This is a genomic window from Streptomyces xantholiticus (genome assembly GCF_014651015.1).
Lineage (GTDB): Bacteria > Actinomycetota > Actinomycetes > Streptomycetales > Streptomycetaceae > Streptomyces > Streptomyces xantholiticus.
Window position 1 is genome coordinate 1 of record NZ_BMWB01000046.1, and the last position, 20,693, is coordinate 20,693.

Sequence of the window (20,693 nt, forward strand, 5' to 3'; positions counted from 1 at the left end):
GCGTGCCGATCAGCGGACGCTCGGCCTCCGCGAGGGCGGCGGCCGGGACGTCCTTCAACTGCTCCTTTGAGGCCTTCTCCTCGCCCTCCATGGTCTTGCCGCCGCCGGCCAGCAGGTAGGGGGCCTTGGCGTGTGCGTGGTCGCGCAGCGACATGATCAGCAGCTTCGGGGACAGCGGCTTGCCGGTGTTCCAGGCGGGGCACTGTGACTGGCAGCGGCCGCACTCGGTGCAGGTGGAGAAGTCGAGGATGCCCTTCCAGGAGAACTGCTCGACCTGGGAGACACCGAAGGTGTCGTCCTCGCCCGGGTCCTCGAAGTCGATCTCCTTGCCGCCCGACGTCATCGGCTTCAGCTCGCCGAGAGCGGACTCACCGGTCGCGTTGCGCTTGAACCAGATGTTCGGGAAGCCGAGGAAGCGGTGCCAGGCCACACCCATGTCGGTGTTGAGGGAGATGGTGATCGCCCAGATCATGGTGGTGCCGAGCTTCACCATGGCAGCGAGGTAGGTGAGGTTCTGCAGCGTTGAGACGTCGAGGTCATGGAAGGCGACGACCAGGGGGTACGAGGCGAAGTACGCGGCCTCGTAGTGGTCGACGTGGTGGATCGCACCCTCGAGCCCGCGCAGGGTCATGATCGCCAGACCGATGACGACGATGACGTACTCGACGAAGTACGCCTGCCAGGCCGTGGAGCCGGCGAAGCGGGACTTGCGACCGGCCCGGGAGGGCAGGTTGAGCTGCCGGATCGCGATCAGGACGATGATTCCCACCGTCGTCCCGAGCGCGATGAACTCCGTGTACAGCTCGTACGGCAGCCATCCGCCCAAAATCGGCAGCACGAAGTCGGCCTTGAACAGCTGGCAGTACGCCGTGAGGATGGTCAGGCCCAGGGTGAGGAAGCCGACGGCGACGAACCAGTGGGCAATGCCGACGATGCCCCACCGGTTCATCCGGGTGTGGCCGATGAACTCCTTGGCCAGCGTCACGCTGCGCGCCTGCCAGTTGTCCGTGCGGCTGCCCGCAGGGACAGGCTGACCCAGCCTGACGAACCGGTAGATCTGCGCGACGGCTCGGCCGATCAGTGCGACACCGAGCACGGTGAGCACCAACGACACAATGATCGCGGTGAGTTGCATGAGGGCTCCTCGGACCTGCGAGAGCGGGGATTTGCGGATTACTAAGCGGTAACTTTGCTTTCAGGGTGACATTACCCACGGCCGCAGGCCCCATGAAGGCGCACGGCTGGTGATCTGTGTCGCTGAGGGCGCCCTGGCTCTGCACCGGAGCGCCGTCAGCGCATCTCATGGCCCGGATCGCAGGTGTCGGTACGCGCCCCAACGGCGTGAGCAGCACGACGGCTCGGACCGTACGGCGGATGACCTCAGCGGGCCCCCGCGGTCTCTGTCTGCGAGGAGCCGGCAAGTGACCCGTGGACGAGTAGTTGCACGATCTCCATCAGCTGCGGGTGGTGCGGTCGGTAGTCGGGGTTGCGGGAGCGGGCGAAGAGCAGATCGAAGAAGGCCTGGGCTATGTGCGGCGCCGGCAGCCGCAGGGACTCCTCCTCCGGGCCCAACAGGGCCGCGAGAGAGGCGACGACGGAGTCGAAGGCTTCGCGGACCTCCCGCATTCCCCCGGCGGAGGCGGCGGAGTACCGCCGTGCGCGGCCGTGGCCTCCTGCCTCCAAGTAGGTGATCACCGTGCCGACACGCGTCAGGTACGCCTCCAGTACTCCGGCAGCCGCGACGAGTCGCGCTGTCACGGGGGCGTCCAAGGGAATGTCGGCAAGCTCGTACACGACGTCGTCGGAGCGTGCTGCCTCGGCCATACAGGCATCCAGCAACTCGTCCTTGTCGCTGAACACATGAAAGATCGTTGCCTCGCTGATGGCGGCAGCGCGGGCGATCCTGCCGGTGGTCACAGCCGGGCCGTGTTCCGTGATCAGTGAGAGTGTGGATCGGACGATCATCTGGCGGCGTAGTTCCGGGCTCATGCTCGGAGCCCGCCGCCGCCCGGGAGTCGGGCCGGTCATAGGCCAATGTTACTGATCAGTTGCTAACTTGGTCAAACGTGTGTCCCGGCATCCCGGCGACCCACCGCTGCTCGAACTGCGCGCCCTCGCCCCTTGTCCGGTACCCGAGGGCGTCGTCCGGTCGATACCCGACGACGCCTGCTCGGGCCCCGCGCCGGCCCCCTCCGCCGGATCAGTGGAGGGGGACGGCAGCGGGCACGGTTGCTCGTGTGCAGGGGCGACGGGCAGTGCGCCCGATGCCGGATCAGACCGTCTGGTAGCGCCCGGTCGGCCGGGGCAGACTCAGCCGGTCGCGCAGGGTGGCCCCGCCCTGAGCTGCCTGCTCAGCGGGGCCGTCCGCTCGCACTGCGGCCGCGAGGGCAATCACGGCCTCGTGCGCCGTGCCTGCCGCGCCGTCGGGGGCGAGCAGGGTGAAGCCGTCCGCGACGCCCGCGTCGAAGAGTTCCCGCAGCCGGCCGGCCGCGTCTGCGCTGCCGTCGACCGGCCAGTCGAGCAGCACCGCGACGTCGTCCGGGTCGCGTCCGGCCGCCCGGACCTGATCACGGACCGACTCCCGGAGAAGGACGGGGTCCTGGCCGTTCCGTGCCGGGAGAAGGACGACATCGGCGGCGCGGGCGGCGAGCGCGAAGTCGTCGCCGTCCGCGGCGCGATGGACCAGGGGAGGGTGCCCCTGCGGTGGACGGGCGATGTTCAGCGGCCCGGCCACGTCGAAGCACTCACCCTTGTGGTCGAGCGTGTGAAGCTTCTCGGGGGTGAAGTAGACACCCGACTCGCGGTCCCTGCGGAAGGCGTCGTCGTCGAAGCTGTCCCACAGGCCGGTCAGTACGGTGACGAACTCCGAAGCCCGGGCGCGCCGTGCCGCCGCCGACTCGGTGCCGGACCGGCTGTAGTTGGCCGACGCGTCGGGGTCGGCCGTGGTGATCGGCTGCCAGCCGGCGCGTCCGAGGGTGATGTGGTCGATCGTGGCCAGGGTCCGTGCCACGTGGTAGGGCAGGGCGTACTCGGTGGAGACGGCGGCCACGAGCCCCACGGTGCGCGTGCGGACCGCCAGGGCGGCTGCGAGGGTGCCGGCCTCGAAGGAGGGATCGCCGGCCGGGTCGTGAGAGGCCGACTGCCGGTCGTGGAGCAGTAGCGCGTCGATCCCGGCGTCCTCCGCCGCCCGGGCCCTGTCGAGGACCCGCGCGAAGGCGCCCGCGTCGGCGGCCTGCGAGTCACCGCACGTGGTCTCCGGGGCGGTGAACAGCTGTGTGAACAAGGTGATGTGACCACCGCGGCGGCTCATGCGGCACCTGCCTGGAGCGCCGGTTCGCCGGTTCTCGTCGCACCGTCGGAGCAAGGAGCGACCAGCCCCAACTTCTCGCGCAGGGTGCCGTCGGTGTACTCGTCCTGCACCAGCCCGCGCCGGCGCAGCTCAGGCACCACATGGTCGACGAATGCATCGAGTGAGGAGGGCAGGTGGGGGAAGTCCACGACGTAGCCGTCGGCGGCACGCTCGGTGAACCCGCGCTCCAGGTGGTCCGCCACCTGCTCCGGCGTACCGGCGAAGAAGTCGGCGACCTGGCGCAGGGCGAGTTGGCGCAGTGTCAGGTTCTCCCGGTGCGCCAGCGACGTCCACATCCTCCTCGTGCTGGAGGAGCGGTTGGAGGTCGGAATGTCCGGGACCGGCCCATCGAGGGGATAGCGCGTCAGGTCCAGGTCGCCCAGCTGCTCCTGAAGCGCCCGGATGGCCACGATGTCGGGTACGAGGTCGTGCAGTTCATTGATGAGGCGGCGCGCCTCCTCCTCCGTGCCGGCCACGAGGGGTTGGACACCGGGCCAGATCTGGACCCGTTCCGGGTCCCTGCCGTGTGCGGTGACCCGTCGCTTCAGGTCCGCGTAGGTCTCCTGGCCGTCCGACAGTTGCGTGTGCCGGGTGAAGATCACCTCCGCATGCCGTGCGGCGAACTCGCGGCCCACGGGCGAGGCTCCGGCCTGGAAGATCACGGGACTGCCCTGAGGGGAGGCCGGCAGGTTCAGCGGGCCCTGGACGTCGAAGAACTCGCCGCAGTGCGCGTGCCGTGACTCCCGAGCGGCGCCGGCCTGGGGCCCTGTGGCCCACAGCCGTTTGGTCACGCCGATGAACTCCTCGGCGCGGACATAGCGCCGGTCGTGCTCCATGTGCTCGGGGTGGCCGAAGTTACGCGACTCCCAGGGGGCTGCGGAAGTGACAACGTTCCACCCGGCTCGGCCGCCGCTGATGCGGTCAAGGGACGTGAACCTGCGGGCGATGTCGTACGGCTCGTTGTAGGTGGTCGTCGCGGTCGACGCGAGCCCGATGTGGTCGGTCCCGGCCGCGTAGGCGGCCAGCAGGCTCAGCGGCTCGAAGTGCTCGTTGCGTGCGGTCTTGCTGATGTGCTCGACGTCGGTGCCCCAGAGGGCCACCACGTCGGGCACGAAGAGGCAGTCGAACATGCCCCGCTCGAGTGTGCGAGCGCACGCCAGGTGGAAGGCGAAGTCGAGTTGGGCGTCGACCGGAGTGGACGGATGCCGCCAGGCGGCGATGTGCGAGCCGGGGCCGTCGATGATGGCCCCGAGCCTCATCGTGCGTTTCTGATGAACCATACGATCTTCCCTCCGCTGGAGTTTTCTGATGACGGGACTTCCGCAGGGAACTCGCCTCTCCGCTGCCGTTCCGAGAGGTTACTGCGGATCGACCGTACTAGGTGATTGAGCGCCTGTCCGGTCCATATGAGGCATGGGGTTCTGAGCGCGCAGAAATTCACTGCAGGTATGGAGAGCGGCGGGTGAGGTATCCAAGCCGGTCGTCCCGGGTGCTTCGTCCGCGCACGTAGTCGCTGCGTGGATCGGTCTCTCTGTGTTGCTGAAACCCAGCTGAAACCGCAGCATGACATACTGGCCAGTAATCGGCGGGATGTGCTAGCGATGCAATGTTGATCAGTGGCTTGTGAAGCGGTCTTTCTTGGTAAACGTGGGCAGTTTTCATCGGGGGGGCATGGTGGCGTGTTCTGATGCGGAGAACGCGGTCGCGCTGAGGCCGGCCGTGCCCGCGGTCGGCCGTGGCCAGGCGGGTACGGTCCCCTGTGTGCGCAGCGTGGCAACGGCCGACGGATGTGCCGGCCGCAGCTTCGGGAAACGCCTGAGAAGGTTTGTGTGACGCCTCGCCCGATCTGTGTCTGCCGTCAATCGGCCGTCCCGGATCGGTGATTCCAGCGGTGCAGTCCCGGCAAAGTGTGAAGTCCTTCTGGATTCTGTGTGTGATGTGACCCGGCCTGTGTGCGTGCACGTTTTTCTGGTATTTCTTGAAGGGGTATCGCCGTGAGTGGTGAAGCTGTTTCCGAGCGTGGCGGTCGAAACGCCGGTGCAGAAATCGCGGTCGTCGGATTCTCATGCAGAGTTGCCGGCGCGGCGACTCCCGACGAGTTCTGGCAGCTCCTGAAAGACGGTCGTTCTGAGGTAAAGGAATTCCCCGTCGCCCGACGGGCCGATCAGGGCCCGGACTTTCCCGACCTGCCAGGCGGCTACCTGGAGAGCGTGGACGGGTTCGACGCGGATCTCTTCGAGGTGTCACCGGCCGAAGCGGCCGCGATGGACCCCCAGCAGCGCTTGGCGCTGGAGCTGAGCTGGGAGGCGGTGGAGCACAGCGGCGCTTCTCCGGACGCCCTGCGGGGCACCCGGACCGGCGTCTTCGTCGGGGCCATCAACGACGACTACGCCGCACTGCTGCACCACCGGGGAACGGGCTCGGTGACACGCCACAGCCTGACGGGCACTCAGCGCAGCTTCATCGCCAACAGGATCTCCTACCGCCTCGGCCTGCGCGGGCCCAGCGTCCTGGTGGACTCCGGCCAGTCCTCCTCCCTCGTCGCGGTGCATCTCGGGGTGCAGAGCCTGCTGCGTGGCGAGTCCGACGCGGTACTGGCGGGAGGTGTGAACCTCATCCTCTCGGAGCACAGCACCAGCAGTCTCAAGCACTTCGGCGCCCTCTCGCCCGACGGCCGCTGCTACACCTTCGATGCACGCGCCAACGGCTATGCGCGAGGCGAGGGCGGCGGATTCGTGCTGCTGAAGTCCCTTGAGCGGGCCGTCGCCGACGGTGACCGGGTCCTGGCAGTCATCGAAGGCAGTGCCGTCAACAACGACGGCGGCGGTGACGGCCTGACGGTCCCCAGCGCCGCGGCCCAGCACGAACTGCTGCGGGACGCGTGCGACGCGGCCGGTATGTCGCCCGCCGACATCCAGTGCGTCGAACTGCACGGGACGGGCACCAAGGTCGGGGACCCACTGGAGGCTTCTGCCATCGGGCAGGCGCTCGGCGCCGAACGCTCCGACGACAGGCCCGTACGGGTCGGTTCCGTCAAGACGAACATCGGCCACCTGGAGGCGGCGGCCGGGATCGTCGGACTGCTGAAGGTCGTCTCCTGCGTCAGCCGTCGCGAGCTCGTCCCCACTCTCAACCAGGAGACCGGGAACCCGCGCATCCCGTTCACCGAGTGGAACCTCGAGGTACAGCGCGCACACGAGCAGTGGAGAGGCGAGAACGGCCGGCTCATCGCCGGTGTCTCCTCCTTCGGGCTGGGCGGCACGAACTGCCACGTGGTCATCGGTGACCCGCCTCCTGAGCTGCGCGGCGGACACCAGGGCCAGAGCGGCCAAGCCGGTCACGGTGGGGAAAGCCCCTCGGAGCCGGTACCTACTTCGCCCACGACGCGGGGCCCCGTCCCCTGGCCGATCTCGGCCCGCGGCGAGGCAGCGCTGCGCGGACAGGCGGAGCAGCTGGACACCCATGTGCGGCAGCGCCCGGAGGCCGATGTCCACGCCGTCGGCCGCGGGCTGGCGGCGGGCCGGGCGCGGTTCGAGCACCGGGCCGTCGTCGTGGGCGAGGACGGCCCGAGCCTGCGTGCCGGCCTCCGGGCGGTGTCGGCGGGTGCCGGTGCCGCGAACGTGGTCCGCGGTGTGGCCGGTGACTCGCGTGCTGATGGGGATGCCGAAGCACAGAGCGGAGTGGTGTTCGTCTTCCCCGGCCAGGGGGCGCAGTGGGCGGGCATGGCGGTGGGACTCCTCGAATCGTCCCCGGTCTTCGCGGAGCGGATGGCGGCGTGCGAGGCGGCGCTGTCGCCGTACGTCGAGTGGTCGTTGGCAGAGGTGGTACGGGACCTGGCCGATGCGAGCCGGCTCGACCGCGTCGATGTGGTGCAGCCGGTGTTGTGGGCGGTGATGGTGTCCCTCGCGGAGGTGTGGCGGTCGACGGGCGTCGAGCCGGCCGCGGTGGTGGGGCACTCCCAGGGCGAGATCGCGGCAGCAGTGGTGGCGGGAGTCCTCTCTCTGTCGGACGGTGCCAGGGTGGTGGCGCTGCGCAGCCGGGCGATCCGGCAGGACCTGTCCGAGCGGGGTGGCATGGTCGCGGTCTCGACGGGAGCCGCAGCGGCGGCAGAGCTGATCGCCGAGTTCGGCGGGCAGCTGTCGGTCGGTGCTGTCAACGGCCCGTCGTCGACGGTCGTGTCCGGCGCACCACGAGCGCTGGAGGAGTTGTTCGCCCGCTGCGAGTCCGAGGGGATCAGGGCCCGCAGGGTGCCGGTCGACTACGCGTCGCACTGCGCCGAGGTCGAGGTCGTCCGCGACGAGGTGCTGCGCGAACTGACCGGGATCACGCCCGCGCGGGCGGAGGTTCCTTACTACTCGACGGTGACCGGTGGACCGGTCACCGGGAGCGAGTTGGACGCTGAGTACTGGTACAGGAACCTGCGCCAGACGGTGCGATTCGAGGAGAGCGTAAGGGCCGCGGTCGCGGACGGGTTCACCCGTTTCGTCGAGGTGAGTGCCCACCCGGTCCTCGTGACAGGGGTGGAGGAAACACTCGAAGCGGCCGGTGTGGGCGAACACGGCCTGGTGCTCGGCACGCTCCGCCGCGACGAGGGCGGCTGGGACCGTTTCCTGCTGTCTGCCGCCGAGGCGTGGACCCGCGGCGTCGACGTGGACTGGAGCGCGCTGCTGGGCCCGGGGCCCAGGGCGACCGGCCTGCCGACGTACGCCTTCCAGCGCCGGCGGCACTGGCTGGACACGGCTGCCCGGAGCCGGACTGTGACCGAGCCCGAAGGCACCACAGCCCAAGGGGCACGGGCGGGGGGACCGGAGCAGGAGGTGCAGGCTCCCGCAGGTGATGTCACACCCGAGCGGGTGGCGGATCTCGTACGGGACGAGGTCGCCGTCGTACTCGGACACTCGTCGTCCCACGACATCGACATGGGCCGTACGTTCAAGGCGCTCGGCTTCGACTCCGTGGCGATGGTCGACCTGCGTAACCGGCTCAGGGCAGCGACCGGTGTCAACCTGACCACGACGGCCCTCTTCGACCACCCCACACCGTCCGCGACCGCGACTCACCTCAGGAGCCGGCTGCTCGGACTCGACGAGGCAGCGGCCGAGGGGCCCGCCGAGCGGGCCGCCGGCGGCGCCGACGACGAGCCGATCGCGATCGTTGCGATGGCATGCCGCTTCCCCGGCGGTGTGGAGACGCCCGAGGACCTCTGGGACCTGTTGATCGCCGAGCGGGACGTGATCGGGGACTTCCCCGTGAACCGCGGCTGGGACCTGGAGAACCTGTACGACCCGCAGTCGGAGCGGCACGGTACGAGCTATGTGCGGCACGGCGGGTTCCTGCACGACGCGGGCGAGTTCGACGCGGACTTCTTCGGGATCTCGCCGCGCGAGGCGCTGGCCATGGATCCGCAGCAGCGGCTGCTCCTGGAGACGTCCTGGGAAGCGCTGGAGCGGGCCGGGCTGGATCCGTCGTCGCTGCGCGGCAGCCGGACCGGTGTGTTCCTCGGCGCGATGTTCCAGGAGTACGGGCCGCAACTTCAGCACGGCTCGGAGGAAGTCGCCGGGCACCGGCTGACCGGCGGCACGATCAGTGTGGCTTCGGGCCGCGTGGCGTACACCCTGGGCCTGGAAGGCCCCGCTGTCACCGTGGACACCGCCTGCTCCTCCTCCTTGGTCGCCCTCCACTGGGCGGTGCGGTCGCTGCGATCGGGCGAGTGCTCGATGGCGCTCGCGGGCGGCGTGACGATCATGCCGACGCCCGGCATGTTCGTGGAGCTCAGCCGCCAGGGCGCCCTGTCCCCGGACGGGCGGTGCAAGGCGTTCTCGTCGACGGCCGACGGCACCGGATGGGCAGAGGGTGTGGGCGTCCTTCTGGTGGAGCGCCTGTCGGACGCCCGCCGCAACGGTCACCAGGTGCTCGCCGTCGTACGCGGTAGCGCCACCAACCAGGACGGCGCCAGCAACGGCCTCACCGCCCCCCACGGTCCGGCCCAGCAGCGCGTCATCCGCGCCGCGCTGGCCGACGCGGGCCTCACGCCCGACGACGTCGACGTCGTCGAGGCGCACGGCACGGGCACGCAGCTCGGTGACCCGATAGAGGCGCAGGCTCTGCTGTCCACGTACGGGCAGAGGCGCCCGGGAAGCCGGCCACTGCGGCTGGGGTCGGTGAAGTCGAACATCGGGCACACGCAGGCGGCGGCGGGTGTGGCCGGAGTCATAAAGACGGTGATGGCGATGCGCCGCGGCATGCTGCCGCGCACCCTGCACGTGGCCGAGCCGTCGCCGCACATCGACTGGACCGCGGGCGCCGTCGAACTGCTCACCGAACCGCAGAAGTGGACGGCGGACGGGCGTCCGCGCAGGGCGGGGGTGTCCTCGTTCGGCATCAGTGGCACCAACGGGCACGTGATTCTCGAAGAGGCTCCTGGCGACGCGCAGGTCCGGTCCGCACGACCGGCTGCGGCCGACGCGAGTGGCGGCACGGGCCTTGGGGCCGCCGGCGGCCCGGTGCCGTGGGTGGTGTCGGGCAGGTCGGAGGAGGGGCTGAGGGCGCAGGCCGGACGTCTCTCTGCGTTCGCCCGGGCGCGCACGGACATGTCCGCGCTGGACATGGGCTGGTCCCTCGCGGCGTCGCGTGCGGTCCACGAGCACCGCGCCGTGGTGCTGAGGGCCGACCGGGACGCGGGCCTGGCCGGCCTGTCGGCGCTGGCCGGCGGACAGCCTGCCGCAGGAGTGGTCACCGGCGCGGCGGACGTCCGCGGCCGGGTCGTGTTCGTCTTTCCCGGCCAGGGCTCCCAGTGGCAAGGCATGGCGGCCGAGCTCCTGGATTCCTCAGCGGTGTTCGCCGCCCGGCTCACTGAAGTGGACGCCGCGCTGGGCAAGTTCGTGGACTGGTCGGTGACCGACGTACTGCGCCAGGAGCCGCACGCCCCCTCTGCCGAGCGCATCGAGATCCTGCAACCGGTGCTGTTTGCGGTGAACGTGTCCCTCGCCGCGGTGTGGCAGGCCTCCGGCGTGCAGCCCGCCGCGGTGGTGGGGCACAGCCAGGGCGAGATCGCCGCCGCCCATGTGGCGGGGGCGCTGTCGCTGGAGGACGCGGCGAAGCTGATCGTGCTGCGCAGCGGCCTGTTCGCCCGCGAGCTGGTCGGCAAGGGCGCGGTCGCCTCGGTGGCACTGCCCGCGGACGCTGTGGAGGAGCGGCTCACGCCGTGGCAGGACCGGCTGGTGGTCGCCGGGCGCAACGGCCCGCGGGCGACGACGGTCGCGGGCGACGTCCCGGCGCTGGAGGAGTTCGTGGCCTCCTGCAAGAAGGACGGGGTCAGGGCACGGATCGTGGGATCGACGGTGGCCTCGCACTGTGCGCAGGTCGACCCCCTGCGCGAGGAGATCCTGGAGCTGTTCGCCGACATCACGCCGGTCAAGGGCAGCGTTCCGTTCTATTCCACGGTCACCGGATCCGTCCGCGACGGCGAGGAGCTGACGGCCGGGTACTGGTTCGACAACGCCCGGCGACCGGTGAACTTCGAGGGCACCGTGCGGACCCTCCTCGCGGACGGATTCCGGTTCTTCGTCGAGTCCAGTGCGCACCCGGTGCTGACCACGGGCGTGCAGGCGACCGCCGAGGAAGCGGAGATAGAGGCGGTGGCGATCGGTTCGCTGCGCCGTGACGAGGGCGGCCCCGCCCGATTCCTGACGTCGCTGGCGGAGGGATACGTACGAGGGCTGCCCGGTGTGGAATGGAAGGCCCTGTTCGCGGGGGCGGACGCGCGGCTGATTGAGCTGCCGGTGTACGCCTTCCAGCGCCGCCGCTACTGGCTGGGGACCACGGCCGAAGGCACCGGCGATCCGCGCCGCCTCGGCCTCGGCGCCGCCCACCACCCGCTGATCGGTGCGGTGGTACGGTCCGCCGCCGGTGGGGACGCCCTGCTGACGGGCCGCCTCTCGCTGCAGACGCACCCTTGGCTCGCCGATCACACCGCGATGGGCGGCGCGCTGCTGCCGGGCGCCGCGTTCGTGGAGCTTGCCCTGCGCGCGGGCGACGCGGTGGGATGCGACCGGCTCAACGAGCTCACGCTCGAGGCCCCGCTGGTCCTGCCCGAGCGCGGCGGCGTCCAGGTGCAGGTCGCCGCCAAGGCCCCGGACGCCGACGGGCGCAGCCACGTGGCGGTGTACGCACGGCCCGAGGCCGAGGCGGACGCGGACCCCGACGAGCCCTGGACCCGGCACGCGACCGGCCTCCTGGACATGGCGGACACGGCACCGGACGGCTCGGCCGATCCGACGGCCTGGCCGCCGCCGGGCGCTGAGCGCATCGACCTGGACTCCTTCTACGAGAGGGCCGCCGACGCCGGCTACGGCTACGGGCCCGCCTTCCAGGGCTTGCGAGCCGCCTGGGGCGTCGGCGGTGAGGTCTACGCCGAGGTGGCCCTTGGCGACGAACAGAGGACCGATGCCGGCAGGTTCGGCATCCACCCGGCCCTGCTCGACGCCGCGCTGCACCCCGCCCTGCTGAGCGCGCTCGACGACCAGCCCCCCGTCCTGCGGCTGCCGTTCGCCTGGCGCGGCGTCGCACTGCACGCCGTGGGCGCCGCCTCCGCACGCGTACGGGTGGCCCCCGCCGGTGCGGACGCGGTGTCCGTGACGATCACCGACGCCACCGGCGCACCGGTGGCCTCAGTGGATTCACTGACCTTGCGAGCGGTGTCTCCGCGGCAGCTCACCGGCGCCTCGGACGCCGGCCGCAACGCGCTGTTCCGCACCGTGTGGACACCGCTGCCCGATCCCGGAGCCGCCCGGGACACCAGCGGCCTGGTCGTGCTCGGCACGCCGCGGACCGGCCTGTTCGACACGGCCGGGCACGCCCCCGATCTGGCGGCGCTGTACGCCGACGGCGCCGCACCGGATGTCGTCGTGGCCACCTGCGGCCCTGCGGGAAGGGACCTCGCGGCCGCCGCGCACACGGCGACGACCGACATGCAGAGGCTCGCCCAGGCGTGGCTCTCCGAGGAGCGCGCCGCGCGGAGCGTCCTCGTGGTGGTGACCCGAGGAGCCGTGTCCGCGCGGCCCGGAGAGGACGTCGTGGACCTGGCGCACGCCCCGGTGTGGGGCCTGCTGCGGTCTGCGCAGTCGGAGAACCCCGGCCGCTTCCTGCTGGTGGATGTCGACGACCTCGACGCCTCCCGCGAGGCCCTGGCCACCGCGGTCATGACGGCGGTGGCCGCGCAGGAGCCGCAGCTCGCGGTCCGTGAGGGCACGGCCCTGGTGCCGCGCCTGACCCGGGCCCCGGCACCCGGACAGGACGACTCCCGGGCATCGTTCGGCCCGCACGGCACCGTACTGATCACTGGCGGCACCGGAGCCCTCGGCGGACTGCTCGCCCGGCACCTGGTCACCGAGCACGGAGTGCGGCACCTGCTGCTCACCAGCCGCCGTGGCAAGGAGGCGCACGGCACGGCCGAACTGGTCGCGGAGCTCACCGAGTCGGGCGCGGAGCATGTCGAGGTCGCGGTGTGCGACGCGGCCGACCGCGAGGCTCTGGCCGCGGTCCTGGCCGCCGTCCCAGCCGAACGACCGCTGACCGGCGTGGTGCACGCGGCCGGCGTGCTCGACGACGGCATGCTGACCTCCCTGACCGCCGAGCGCACGCAGCGAGTACTGCGCCCGAAGATCGACGGAGCGCTCAACCTGCACGAACTGACCCGCGGCCTGGAACTGTCGGCGTTCGTCCTGTTCTCCTCGATCGCAGGCACCTTCGGCAACCCGGGCCAGGCCAACTATGCGGCCGCCAACGCCTTCCTGGACGCCCTCGCCCAGCACCGGCGCGCCCAGGGCCTGCCCGCCCATGCCCTGGCCTGGGGCCTGTGGGCGGAGTCCGGCGACATGCTCGGCCATCTCGCCGATCACGACCTGGCATGGATGAAGCGTGCCGGTGTCCGGCCGCTGCCGTCCGCCGAGGGCCTGGCCCTGCTGGACACAGCGGTCACGCGGGACGAGGCACACCTGATCCCCGTACGCCTGGAAATGGCCACCCTGCGCACCGAGGCGGCCTCCGGTATGTTGCGGCCCCTTTTCCGTGGCCTGGTACGGCCGCAGGGCCGCAGGGCCACCCCCACCGCAGAGAGCACCGGGGGCACCTCGCTCGCCCAGCGGCTGTCCGGCCTGGCCACGAACGAACAGAGCCGGGTGCTCCTCGACCTGGTGCGTGCCCAGGTCGCGACCGTCCTGGGGCACGCCGACAGCAGCACGATCGCCGCGAGCCGCCCGTTCCAGGAGATCGGCTTCGACTCGCTCACCGCGGTCGAGCTGCGCAACCGCCTGAGCGCGGCCGTCGGGCAACGCCTGCCCGCCACGCTCGTCTTCGACCATCCCACGCCCGCCCTGATCACCGAGTACCTGCGCGTGGAGCTCCTCGGTGCCCCGCCGGCGACCACGGCCGTGCCGCCGCGGCCCGTGGTCCCGGGCGGCGCGGCGGAGGAGCCGATCGCCATCGTCGGCATGGCCTGCCGCTACCCCGGCGGCGTCGGATCACCGGACGACCTGTGGCGGCTCGTCGAGGACGGCGGCGACGCGGTGTCGTTCTTCCCGACCGACCGCGGCTGGGACGACGGCCTCTACGACCCGGACCCCGACTCGGCCGGCAAGACATACGCCCGAGAGGGCGGATTCCTTTACGACGCGGGCGAGTTCGACGCGGACTTCTTCGGGATCTCGCCGCGTGAGGCGCTGGCGATGGACCCGCAGCAGCGGCTGCTCCTGGAGACGTCCTGGGAGGTGTTCGAGCGGTCGGGCATGGACCCGACGACGCTCAGGGGCAGCTCGACGGGCGTGTTCACCGGCGTGATGCATCACGACTACGGCGCCGACTCCGAAACCCCCGCGGGCCTGGAGGGCTACGCGGTCACCAGCACCCAGGGCAGCGTCGCCTCCGGTCGCATCGCCTACACCTTCGGCCTGGAGGGGCCCGCGGTGACGGTGGACACGGCGTGCTCGTCCTCGCTGGTCGCCCTGCATCTGGCCGTGCAGGCACTGCGTTCGGGCGAATGCTCGCTGGCGCTCGCGGGCGGTGTGACGGTGATGGCGACGCCATGGGTGTTCGTGGAGTTCAGCAGGCAGCGCGGCATGGCGCCCGACGGCCGCTGCAAGGCCTTCTCGGCGGCGGCGGACGGCGCGGGCTGGTCCGAGGGCGTGGGCGTGCTGCTGGTGGAGCGCCTCTCGGACGCCCGCCGCAACGGTCACCAGGTGCTCGCCGTCGTACGCGGAAGCGCCGTCAACCAGGACGGCGCCAGCAACGGCCTCACCGCCCCCAACGGCCCTGCGCAGCAGCGGGTGATCCGTGCGGCGCTGGCCGGTGCCGGATTGTCGTCCGCCGACGTCGACGTGGTCGAGGCGCACGGCACGGGCACCACGCTCGGCGATCCGATCGAGGCACAGGCGGTCCTCGCCACCTACGGCCAGGACCGCCCCGCCGACCGGCCGCTGCGGCTCGGATCGATCAAGTCGAACATCGGGCACGCGCAGGCGGCGGCGGGTGTGGCGGGCGTCATCAAGATGGTGCAGGCCGTGCGGCACGGCGTGCTGCCGCGGACCCTGCACGCCGACGAGCCGTCCCCGCACGTGGACTGGAGCGCCGGCGCGGTCGAACTGCTCACCGAGAGAGCCGACTGGGCCACCGACGGACGCCCGCGCCGGGCCGGTGTCTCCTCCTTCGGAATCAGCGGCACGAACGCGCACGTGATCATCGAAGAGGCTCCGGAAGAACCGCGGTCCGAGCAGGAGCAGGAACCGGCAGGGACGACCACGGACGCGACCGGGGACACGTCGGCCGCCCTTCTGCCTTGGCCCGTCTCCGGTCGGACCGAGGCAGCCCTGCGCGCCCAGGCCGAGCGGCTCGCAGCATGGGCGGGCGCCGAAACCGGCCTGCGCCTGCCGGACGTGGGTCACTCCCTGGCCACGACGCGGGCACACCTCGAACACCGCGGTGTCGTGCTGGCATCGAACCGCACGAAGACCCTGGCCGGCCTGACCGCGCTGGCCGACGGGCTGCCTGCCGAAGGCGTGGTCACCGGGACGGCTCCCGAGGAGCCGGGCCGGGTCGCCTTCGTCTTCCCCGGCCAGGGCTCGCAGTGGCAGGGCATGGCGGCCGAACTCCTCGAGACCTCGCCGGTGTTCGCGGCCCGGCTCGCTGAGTGCGACGCGGCGCTTCGGCCGTACACGGGCTGGTCCGTCACCGACGCGGTCCGTGGCGGGCAGGGCGCGCCGCCGCTGGACGACGTGGTGGTCGTGCAGTCCGCGCTGTGGGCGGTCATGGTGTCGCTCGCGGCCCAGTGGCAGTCGCTGGGCGTGCGCCCCGACGCGGTCATCGGGCACAGCCAGGGCGAGATCGCCGCCGCGGCGGTCTCCGGCGCGCTGTCGCTCGACGACGCGGCGAAGGTCGTGTCGCTGCGGGCGCAGGCCATCGCCCGGAATCTGTCGGGCCGGGGCGGCATGGTGTCCGTGCCGCTCCGCGCCGACGACGTCCGTGAGCGCCTGGCCCGCTGGGGGGAGCGGATTTCCGTCGCCTCGGTCAACGGCCCGCGCTCCACGGTCGTCTCCGGCGAGCCGGAGGCCCTGGACGAACTGCTGGCCGCCTGTGAGGCCGACGAGGTCCCCGCCAGGCGGATCCCTGTGGACTACGCCTCCCACTCCGCGCAGGTGGAAGCCATCCGCGAGGAGGTCCTGGCGGCCCTCGCCGACATCGAGCCGCGTTGCGGCGAGATCCCGTTCTACTCGACGGTGACCGGCGGCCTGTTCGACACCTCGGGTGCGGACGCCGAGTACTGGTACACGAACCTGAGGCAGGAGGTCAGGTTCGACGAGACCGTGCGCGCGCTGCTCACCGACGGCTTCGGCTTCTTCGTCGAGTCGAGTGCCCGCCCCGTGCTGACCATCGGACTGGAGGAGACCTTCGAGGACACCGGCTCCCGCGCCGTCGCCCTCGGCACCCTGCGCCGCGACGAGGGCGGCTGGGAAAGGTTCCTGACATCCCTGGCAGAGGGGTACGTGCACGGCCTGCCCGTCGACTGGGACGCGGTGTTCGCCGGTGCGGACGCCCACCGTGCCGATCTGCCCACGTACGCGTTCCAGCGGGAGCGGTTCTGGCTGGACGTCCCGGCCCGGCGCGGTGACGTGGCGGGCCTCGGTCTGGCCGAGGCCGGGCATCCGCTGCTGGGCGCGGTGGTGTCCCTGCCGGACGACCGGGGTGCCCTGTGGACCGGGCGGTTGTCCCTGGCGGAGCAGCCGTGGCTCGCCGACCACGCGGTCTTCGGTTCAGTGGTGCTGCCCGGCGCGGTGCTGGTCGAACTGGCCCTCCAGGCCGGTGGGCGCGTGGCCTGCGGCCGCCTGGAGGAGCTGACGCTGCAGCAGCCGCTGGTGCTGGGCGACGCCGGCGGTGTGCGGCTGCAGGTGGCCGTGACAGGGGCGGACGAGGCGGGGCGGCGTGCCGTGACCGTGCACTCGTGCCCTGACGGCGGTGGTGCGGACGAGGCCGTGCCCGGCGGCGAGACATGGACGCTCCACGCCACGGGAACCCTTGTCGACGGCGGCGGCCCGTTCGCCGCGGCCGACTTGGCGGCATGGCCGCCGCGCGGCGCCGAGAAGGTCGACGTGAGCGATCTGTACGACCGGCTGGCGGATCAGGGCTACGGGTACGGCCCGGCGTTCCAGGGCGTGCGGACCGCCTGGCGGCGCGGTGCCGAGACATACGCCGAGGTGGCGCTGCCCGGCGTGGTGAGCGGGCAGGCCGCGGGATACGGCGTGCACCCGGCGCTGCTGGACGCCGTCTTCCACATGTCGATCGACCTGGGTGCCGAGGAGGTACGGCTGCCTTTCATGTGGTCCGGCGTCGAGGTCTCCGGGGCGAGCACGTCGCCGGTGGTACGCGTGGCCTTCCATCCGGCGGCAGACGGCGAGCTGTCCCTGCGGGTGGTGGACGAGGCGGGTACGCCGGTGCTCTCGGTGGACCGGCTGGTCACGCGACCGGTGGCGCGGGAGCAACTGCGCGGCGCGGGAGGCGCCTTGCGGGAGGCGCTGTTCGGCATGGAGTGGGCACCGGGGCCGAGCGGCTCGCGGACCTCGACGGAGTGGAGCGAGTGGGACGCCCTTGACGAGGCAGAGGCTGCGCCCGGGACGGTGCTGTGGCCGCACGGTGGTGCGGCGGGTGAGTCCGTGTCGGCAGCAACGGCCCGTGCGCTCGGTATCGTTCAGGAGTTCCTGTCGGCCGAGCGGTTCGCGGGCTCGCGCCTGGTCATCCTGACGCGCGGCGCCGTGGGCACGTCCGCCGACGAGCGCGTCACCGCTCTGACGGCGGCTCCGGTCTGGGGCCTGGTGCGTTCGGCGCAGGTCGAACACCCGGACCGGCTGGTCCTGGTGGATGTGGAGCCGGGCCTCTCCCCGGCCGCGGAGGAAGCCGCTCTGCGCACCGCGCTGCGGGGGGCGGAGCCGCAGGTCGCGGTCCGCGGCGGCAAGGCCCTGGTACCGCGTCTGTCCCGGATCGAGGCGGGCAGGCAGGACACGGCCCGGCCGCGGTTCGATCCGAAGGGAACCGTGCTCGTGACCGGCGGTACGGGTGGTCTGGGCGCCCTGGTGGCCAGGCACCTCGTGTCGGCGTACGGGGTACGGGACCTGCTGCTGGTCTCGCGCCGTGGCAAGGCCGCCGACGGCGTGGACGCACTGGTCGCCGAACTCAACCGGTCGGGCGCGCGCGTCCGCGTCGAGGCGTGCGACGTGAGCGACCGTGCCGCGCTCGCCACGCTGCTTGCCTCCGTTCCGCAGGACCGCCCGCTCACGGGTGTCGTCCACTCCGCCGCCGTGCTCGACGACGGCGTGATCGAGGCGCTCGACGCGGAGCGGCTGGCGGGCGTGTTCCGGCCCAAGACCGATGCGGCGCTTCACCTGCACGAGCTGACAGCGGGCCTCGGCCTCAGCGCGTTCGTGCTGTTCTCGTCCTTCGCCGGAGTGGTCGGCAGCGCGGGCCAGGCCGGCTATGCGGCGGCCAACGTCTTCCTGGACGCCCTCGCACACGAGCGGCGTGCACAGGGGCTGCCTGCCGTCTCGCTGGCCTGGGGCTGGTGGGGTTCCGACGGAGGCCTCACCGGAGGCCTGTCGGACGTGGACCGGGGTCGGCTCTCCGCACTCGGTCTGGCCGAGATGTCCGGCGAGGAGGGGCTCGCCCTCCTCGATGCGGGCCTGGCGGCCGACCGTGCCGTGGTGGTTCCGGCACTGCTCGATGTGGCAGGGCTGCGGAGGCGCGGCGTCGAGGACGTCCCCGTCGTGCTGCGGTCGCTCGTGCGCGGCGGGCCACGGCACGCCCAGGACCGGATCGCGGAAGCGGGCACCGTGGAGGGGCTTGCGGCACGCGTGGCCGGCCTGAGCGAGGCCGAGCGGGAGCGGGTCGTCCTGGATCTCGTACGTGGTCATGTGAGCGGAGTGCTCGGCTACGGGCCGGGCCGGCTCGTCGACCTGGAGACGCCGTTCAAGGCTCTCGGCTTCGACTCCCTGATGGCGGTCGAACTGCGCAACCGCCTCAACCGTGCCACCGGGCTGCGCCTGCCGGCCTCCCTCGTCTTCGACCACCCGACCGTCCAGGAACTGACCCGGTACGTCGTGACCAGGCTGGAGCAGGAATCGGGGCCGGGTACGGGCGCCGGGGCGGAGCCGATCCTCGCGGACCTCGGGAAGGTCGAGCAGGCGCTGACCGGGACGGACCTCGGCGGCGACGCGCGACAGCGCATCGCGGAGCGCCTGATGGATCTGCTGACCCTCTCGGGACCCGAGGGCGACCCGGTCGGGCCCCTCACGCAGGCGGACCCGGGCACGGACGGCGAGGACGGCGGCGGCACGGCCTTCGTCGACCAGCTGGAAGCGGCGACCCCGGACGAGATCCTCGACGTCATCGAAAAAGAGTTCGGAAATCTCTGATCGGCTCCCCACCCCCGGCCCATCTGAACGCACGTAGCGGAGTGACCCCACATGACTGACAACAAGAACCTGCTGGGCACGTTGAAGCGGGTTGCTCGGGAGCTGCACGAGACGCGCCGGCAACTCCAGGACTCGGAGCGGCGCCGGAGCGAGCCCGTTGCGATCGTGGGCATGGCCTGTCGCTACCCCGGGGGCGTCGGCTCGCCGGAGGACCTGTGGCAGCTGGTCGCACATGCCGGCGAAGCCGTGTCGGACTTCCCCGATGACCGTGGCTGGGACACCGACGCCCTCTTCGACCCCGACCCCGACCGGCCGGGCCGGAGCGCCACCCGCAAGGGGGGGTTCCTGTACGACGCGGCGGAGTTCGATGCGGGTTTCTTCGGGATCTCGCCGCGTGAGGCGCTGGCGATGGACCCGCAGCAGCGGCTGTTGCTGGAGGTGTCCTGGGAGGCGATCGAGCGGTCGGGCATGGACCCGAAGTCTCTGAAGGGCAGCCGCACGGGAGTCTACGCGGGCGTGATGTACCACGACTACGCGGCGGGTCTGCCGACCGTCCCCGACGAGATCGAGGGCTACTACGGTACGGGGACGGCCGCCAGTGTCGTCTCCGGCCGCGTGCCCTTCACCCTCGGCCTGACGGGCCCGGCCATCACGGTCGACACCGCGTGCTCGTCGTCGCTCGTCGCGCTGCACCTGGCCGTGCAGGCGCTTCGCCGCGACGAGTGCTCCCTGGCGCTCGCCGGCGGTGTGTCGGTCATGTCGAGCCCGGTCATGTTCGCCGAGTTCAGTCGGCAGGGTGGTCTGTCGGCGGATGGCCGGTGCAAGGCGTTCGGTGCGGGGGCGGACGGTACGGGCTGGTCCGAGGGTGTGGGTGTGCTGGTCCTGGAGCGTCTGTCGGACGCGCGGCGCAACGGTCACCAGGTGCTTGCGGTGGTGCGTGGCAGTGCGGTGAATCAGGACGGTGCGAGCAACGGGTTGACGGCTCCCAGTGGTCCGGCGCAGGAGCGGGTCATCCGCGAGGCCTTGGCCGACGCGGACATGTCGGCGGAGACGGTCGATGCGGTGGAGGCGCACGGGACGGGTACGAGGCTGGGTGATCCGATCGAGGCGCAGGCGTTGCTGGCGACGTACGGGCAGGGGCGGGGGGAGGAACAGCCGCTGTGGCTGGGCTCGTTGAAGTCCAATCTCGGCCACGCGCAAGCCGCGGCGGGTGTGGGTGGCGTCATCAAGATGGTGATGGCGATGCGCCATGGTGTGTTGCCGCGGACGTTGCATGTGGGGGAGCCGACGCCGCTGGTGGACTGGGATGCGGGTGCTGTCGAGCTGCTGGGTGAGGCCAGGGAGTGGCCGGAGGTGGAGGGGCGTCCGCGGCGGGCGGGTGTGTCGTCGTTCGG

5 protein-coding genes and 1 pseudogene are annotated in these 20,693 nt (G+C 71.6%); 2 read left to right on the plus strand and 4 right to left on the minus strand.

The genetic code is table 11. The features are described from left to right. From IE198_RS34085 to IE198_RS34100, 4 genes and pseudogenes are all read right to left on the minus strand, one after another. Nucleotides 1-1,135, minus strand: a pseudogene (locus IE198_RS34085) (Fe-S oxidoreductase); the annotation flags it as partial. A 245-nt stretch (nt 1,136-1,380) separates the two neighbouring features. Beyond that, a complete protein-coding gene (locus IE198_RS34090; protein ID WP_189893837.1) occupies nt 1,381-1,989 on the minus strand; it encodes a TetR/AcrR family transcriptional regulator in 609 nt (202 codons plus the stop codon). 283 nt (nt 1,990-2,272) lie between these two features. Continuing rightward, a complete protein-coding gene (locus IE198_RS34095; RefSeq protein WP_189893839.1) occupies nt 2,273-3,310 on the minus strand; it encodes an LLM class flavin-dependent oxidoreductase in 1,038 nt (345 codons plus the stop codon). Beyond that, complete coding sequence (locus IE198_RS34100) at nt 3,307-4,629, minus strand: NtaA/DmoA family FMN-dependent monooxygenase (RefSeq protein ID WP_189893841.1); 1,323 nt, start codon at nt 4,627-4,629, stop codon at nt 3,307-3,309. The genes IE198_RS34095 and IE198_RS34100 overlap by 4 nt, the downstream gene beginning before the upstream one ends. A gap of 714 nt (nt 4,630-5,343) precedes the next feature. Between IE198_RS34100 and IE198_RS34105 the strand changes: the two genes are divergently transcribed. Both IE198_RS34105 and IE198_RS34110 read left to right on the plus strand, forming a co-directional pair. Next, nucleotides 5,344-19,299, plus strand: coding sequence for a type I polyketide synthase (locus tag IE198_RS34105; RefSeq protein ID WP_189893843.1), 13,956 nt, complete (start codon nt 5,344-5,346; stop codon nt 19,297-19,299). Between the two features lie 51 nt (nt 19,300-19,350). Continuing rightward, a partial coding sequence (locus IE198_RS34110) for a type I polyketide synthase (protein ID WP_189893845.1) occupies nt 19,351-20,693 on the plus strand: 1,343 nt, incomplete at its 3' end.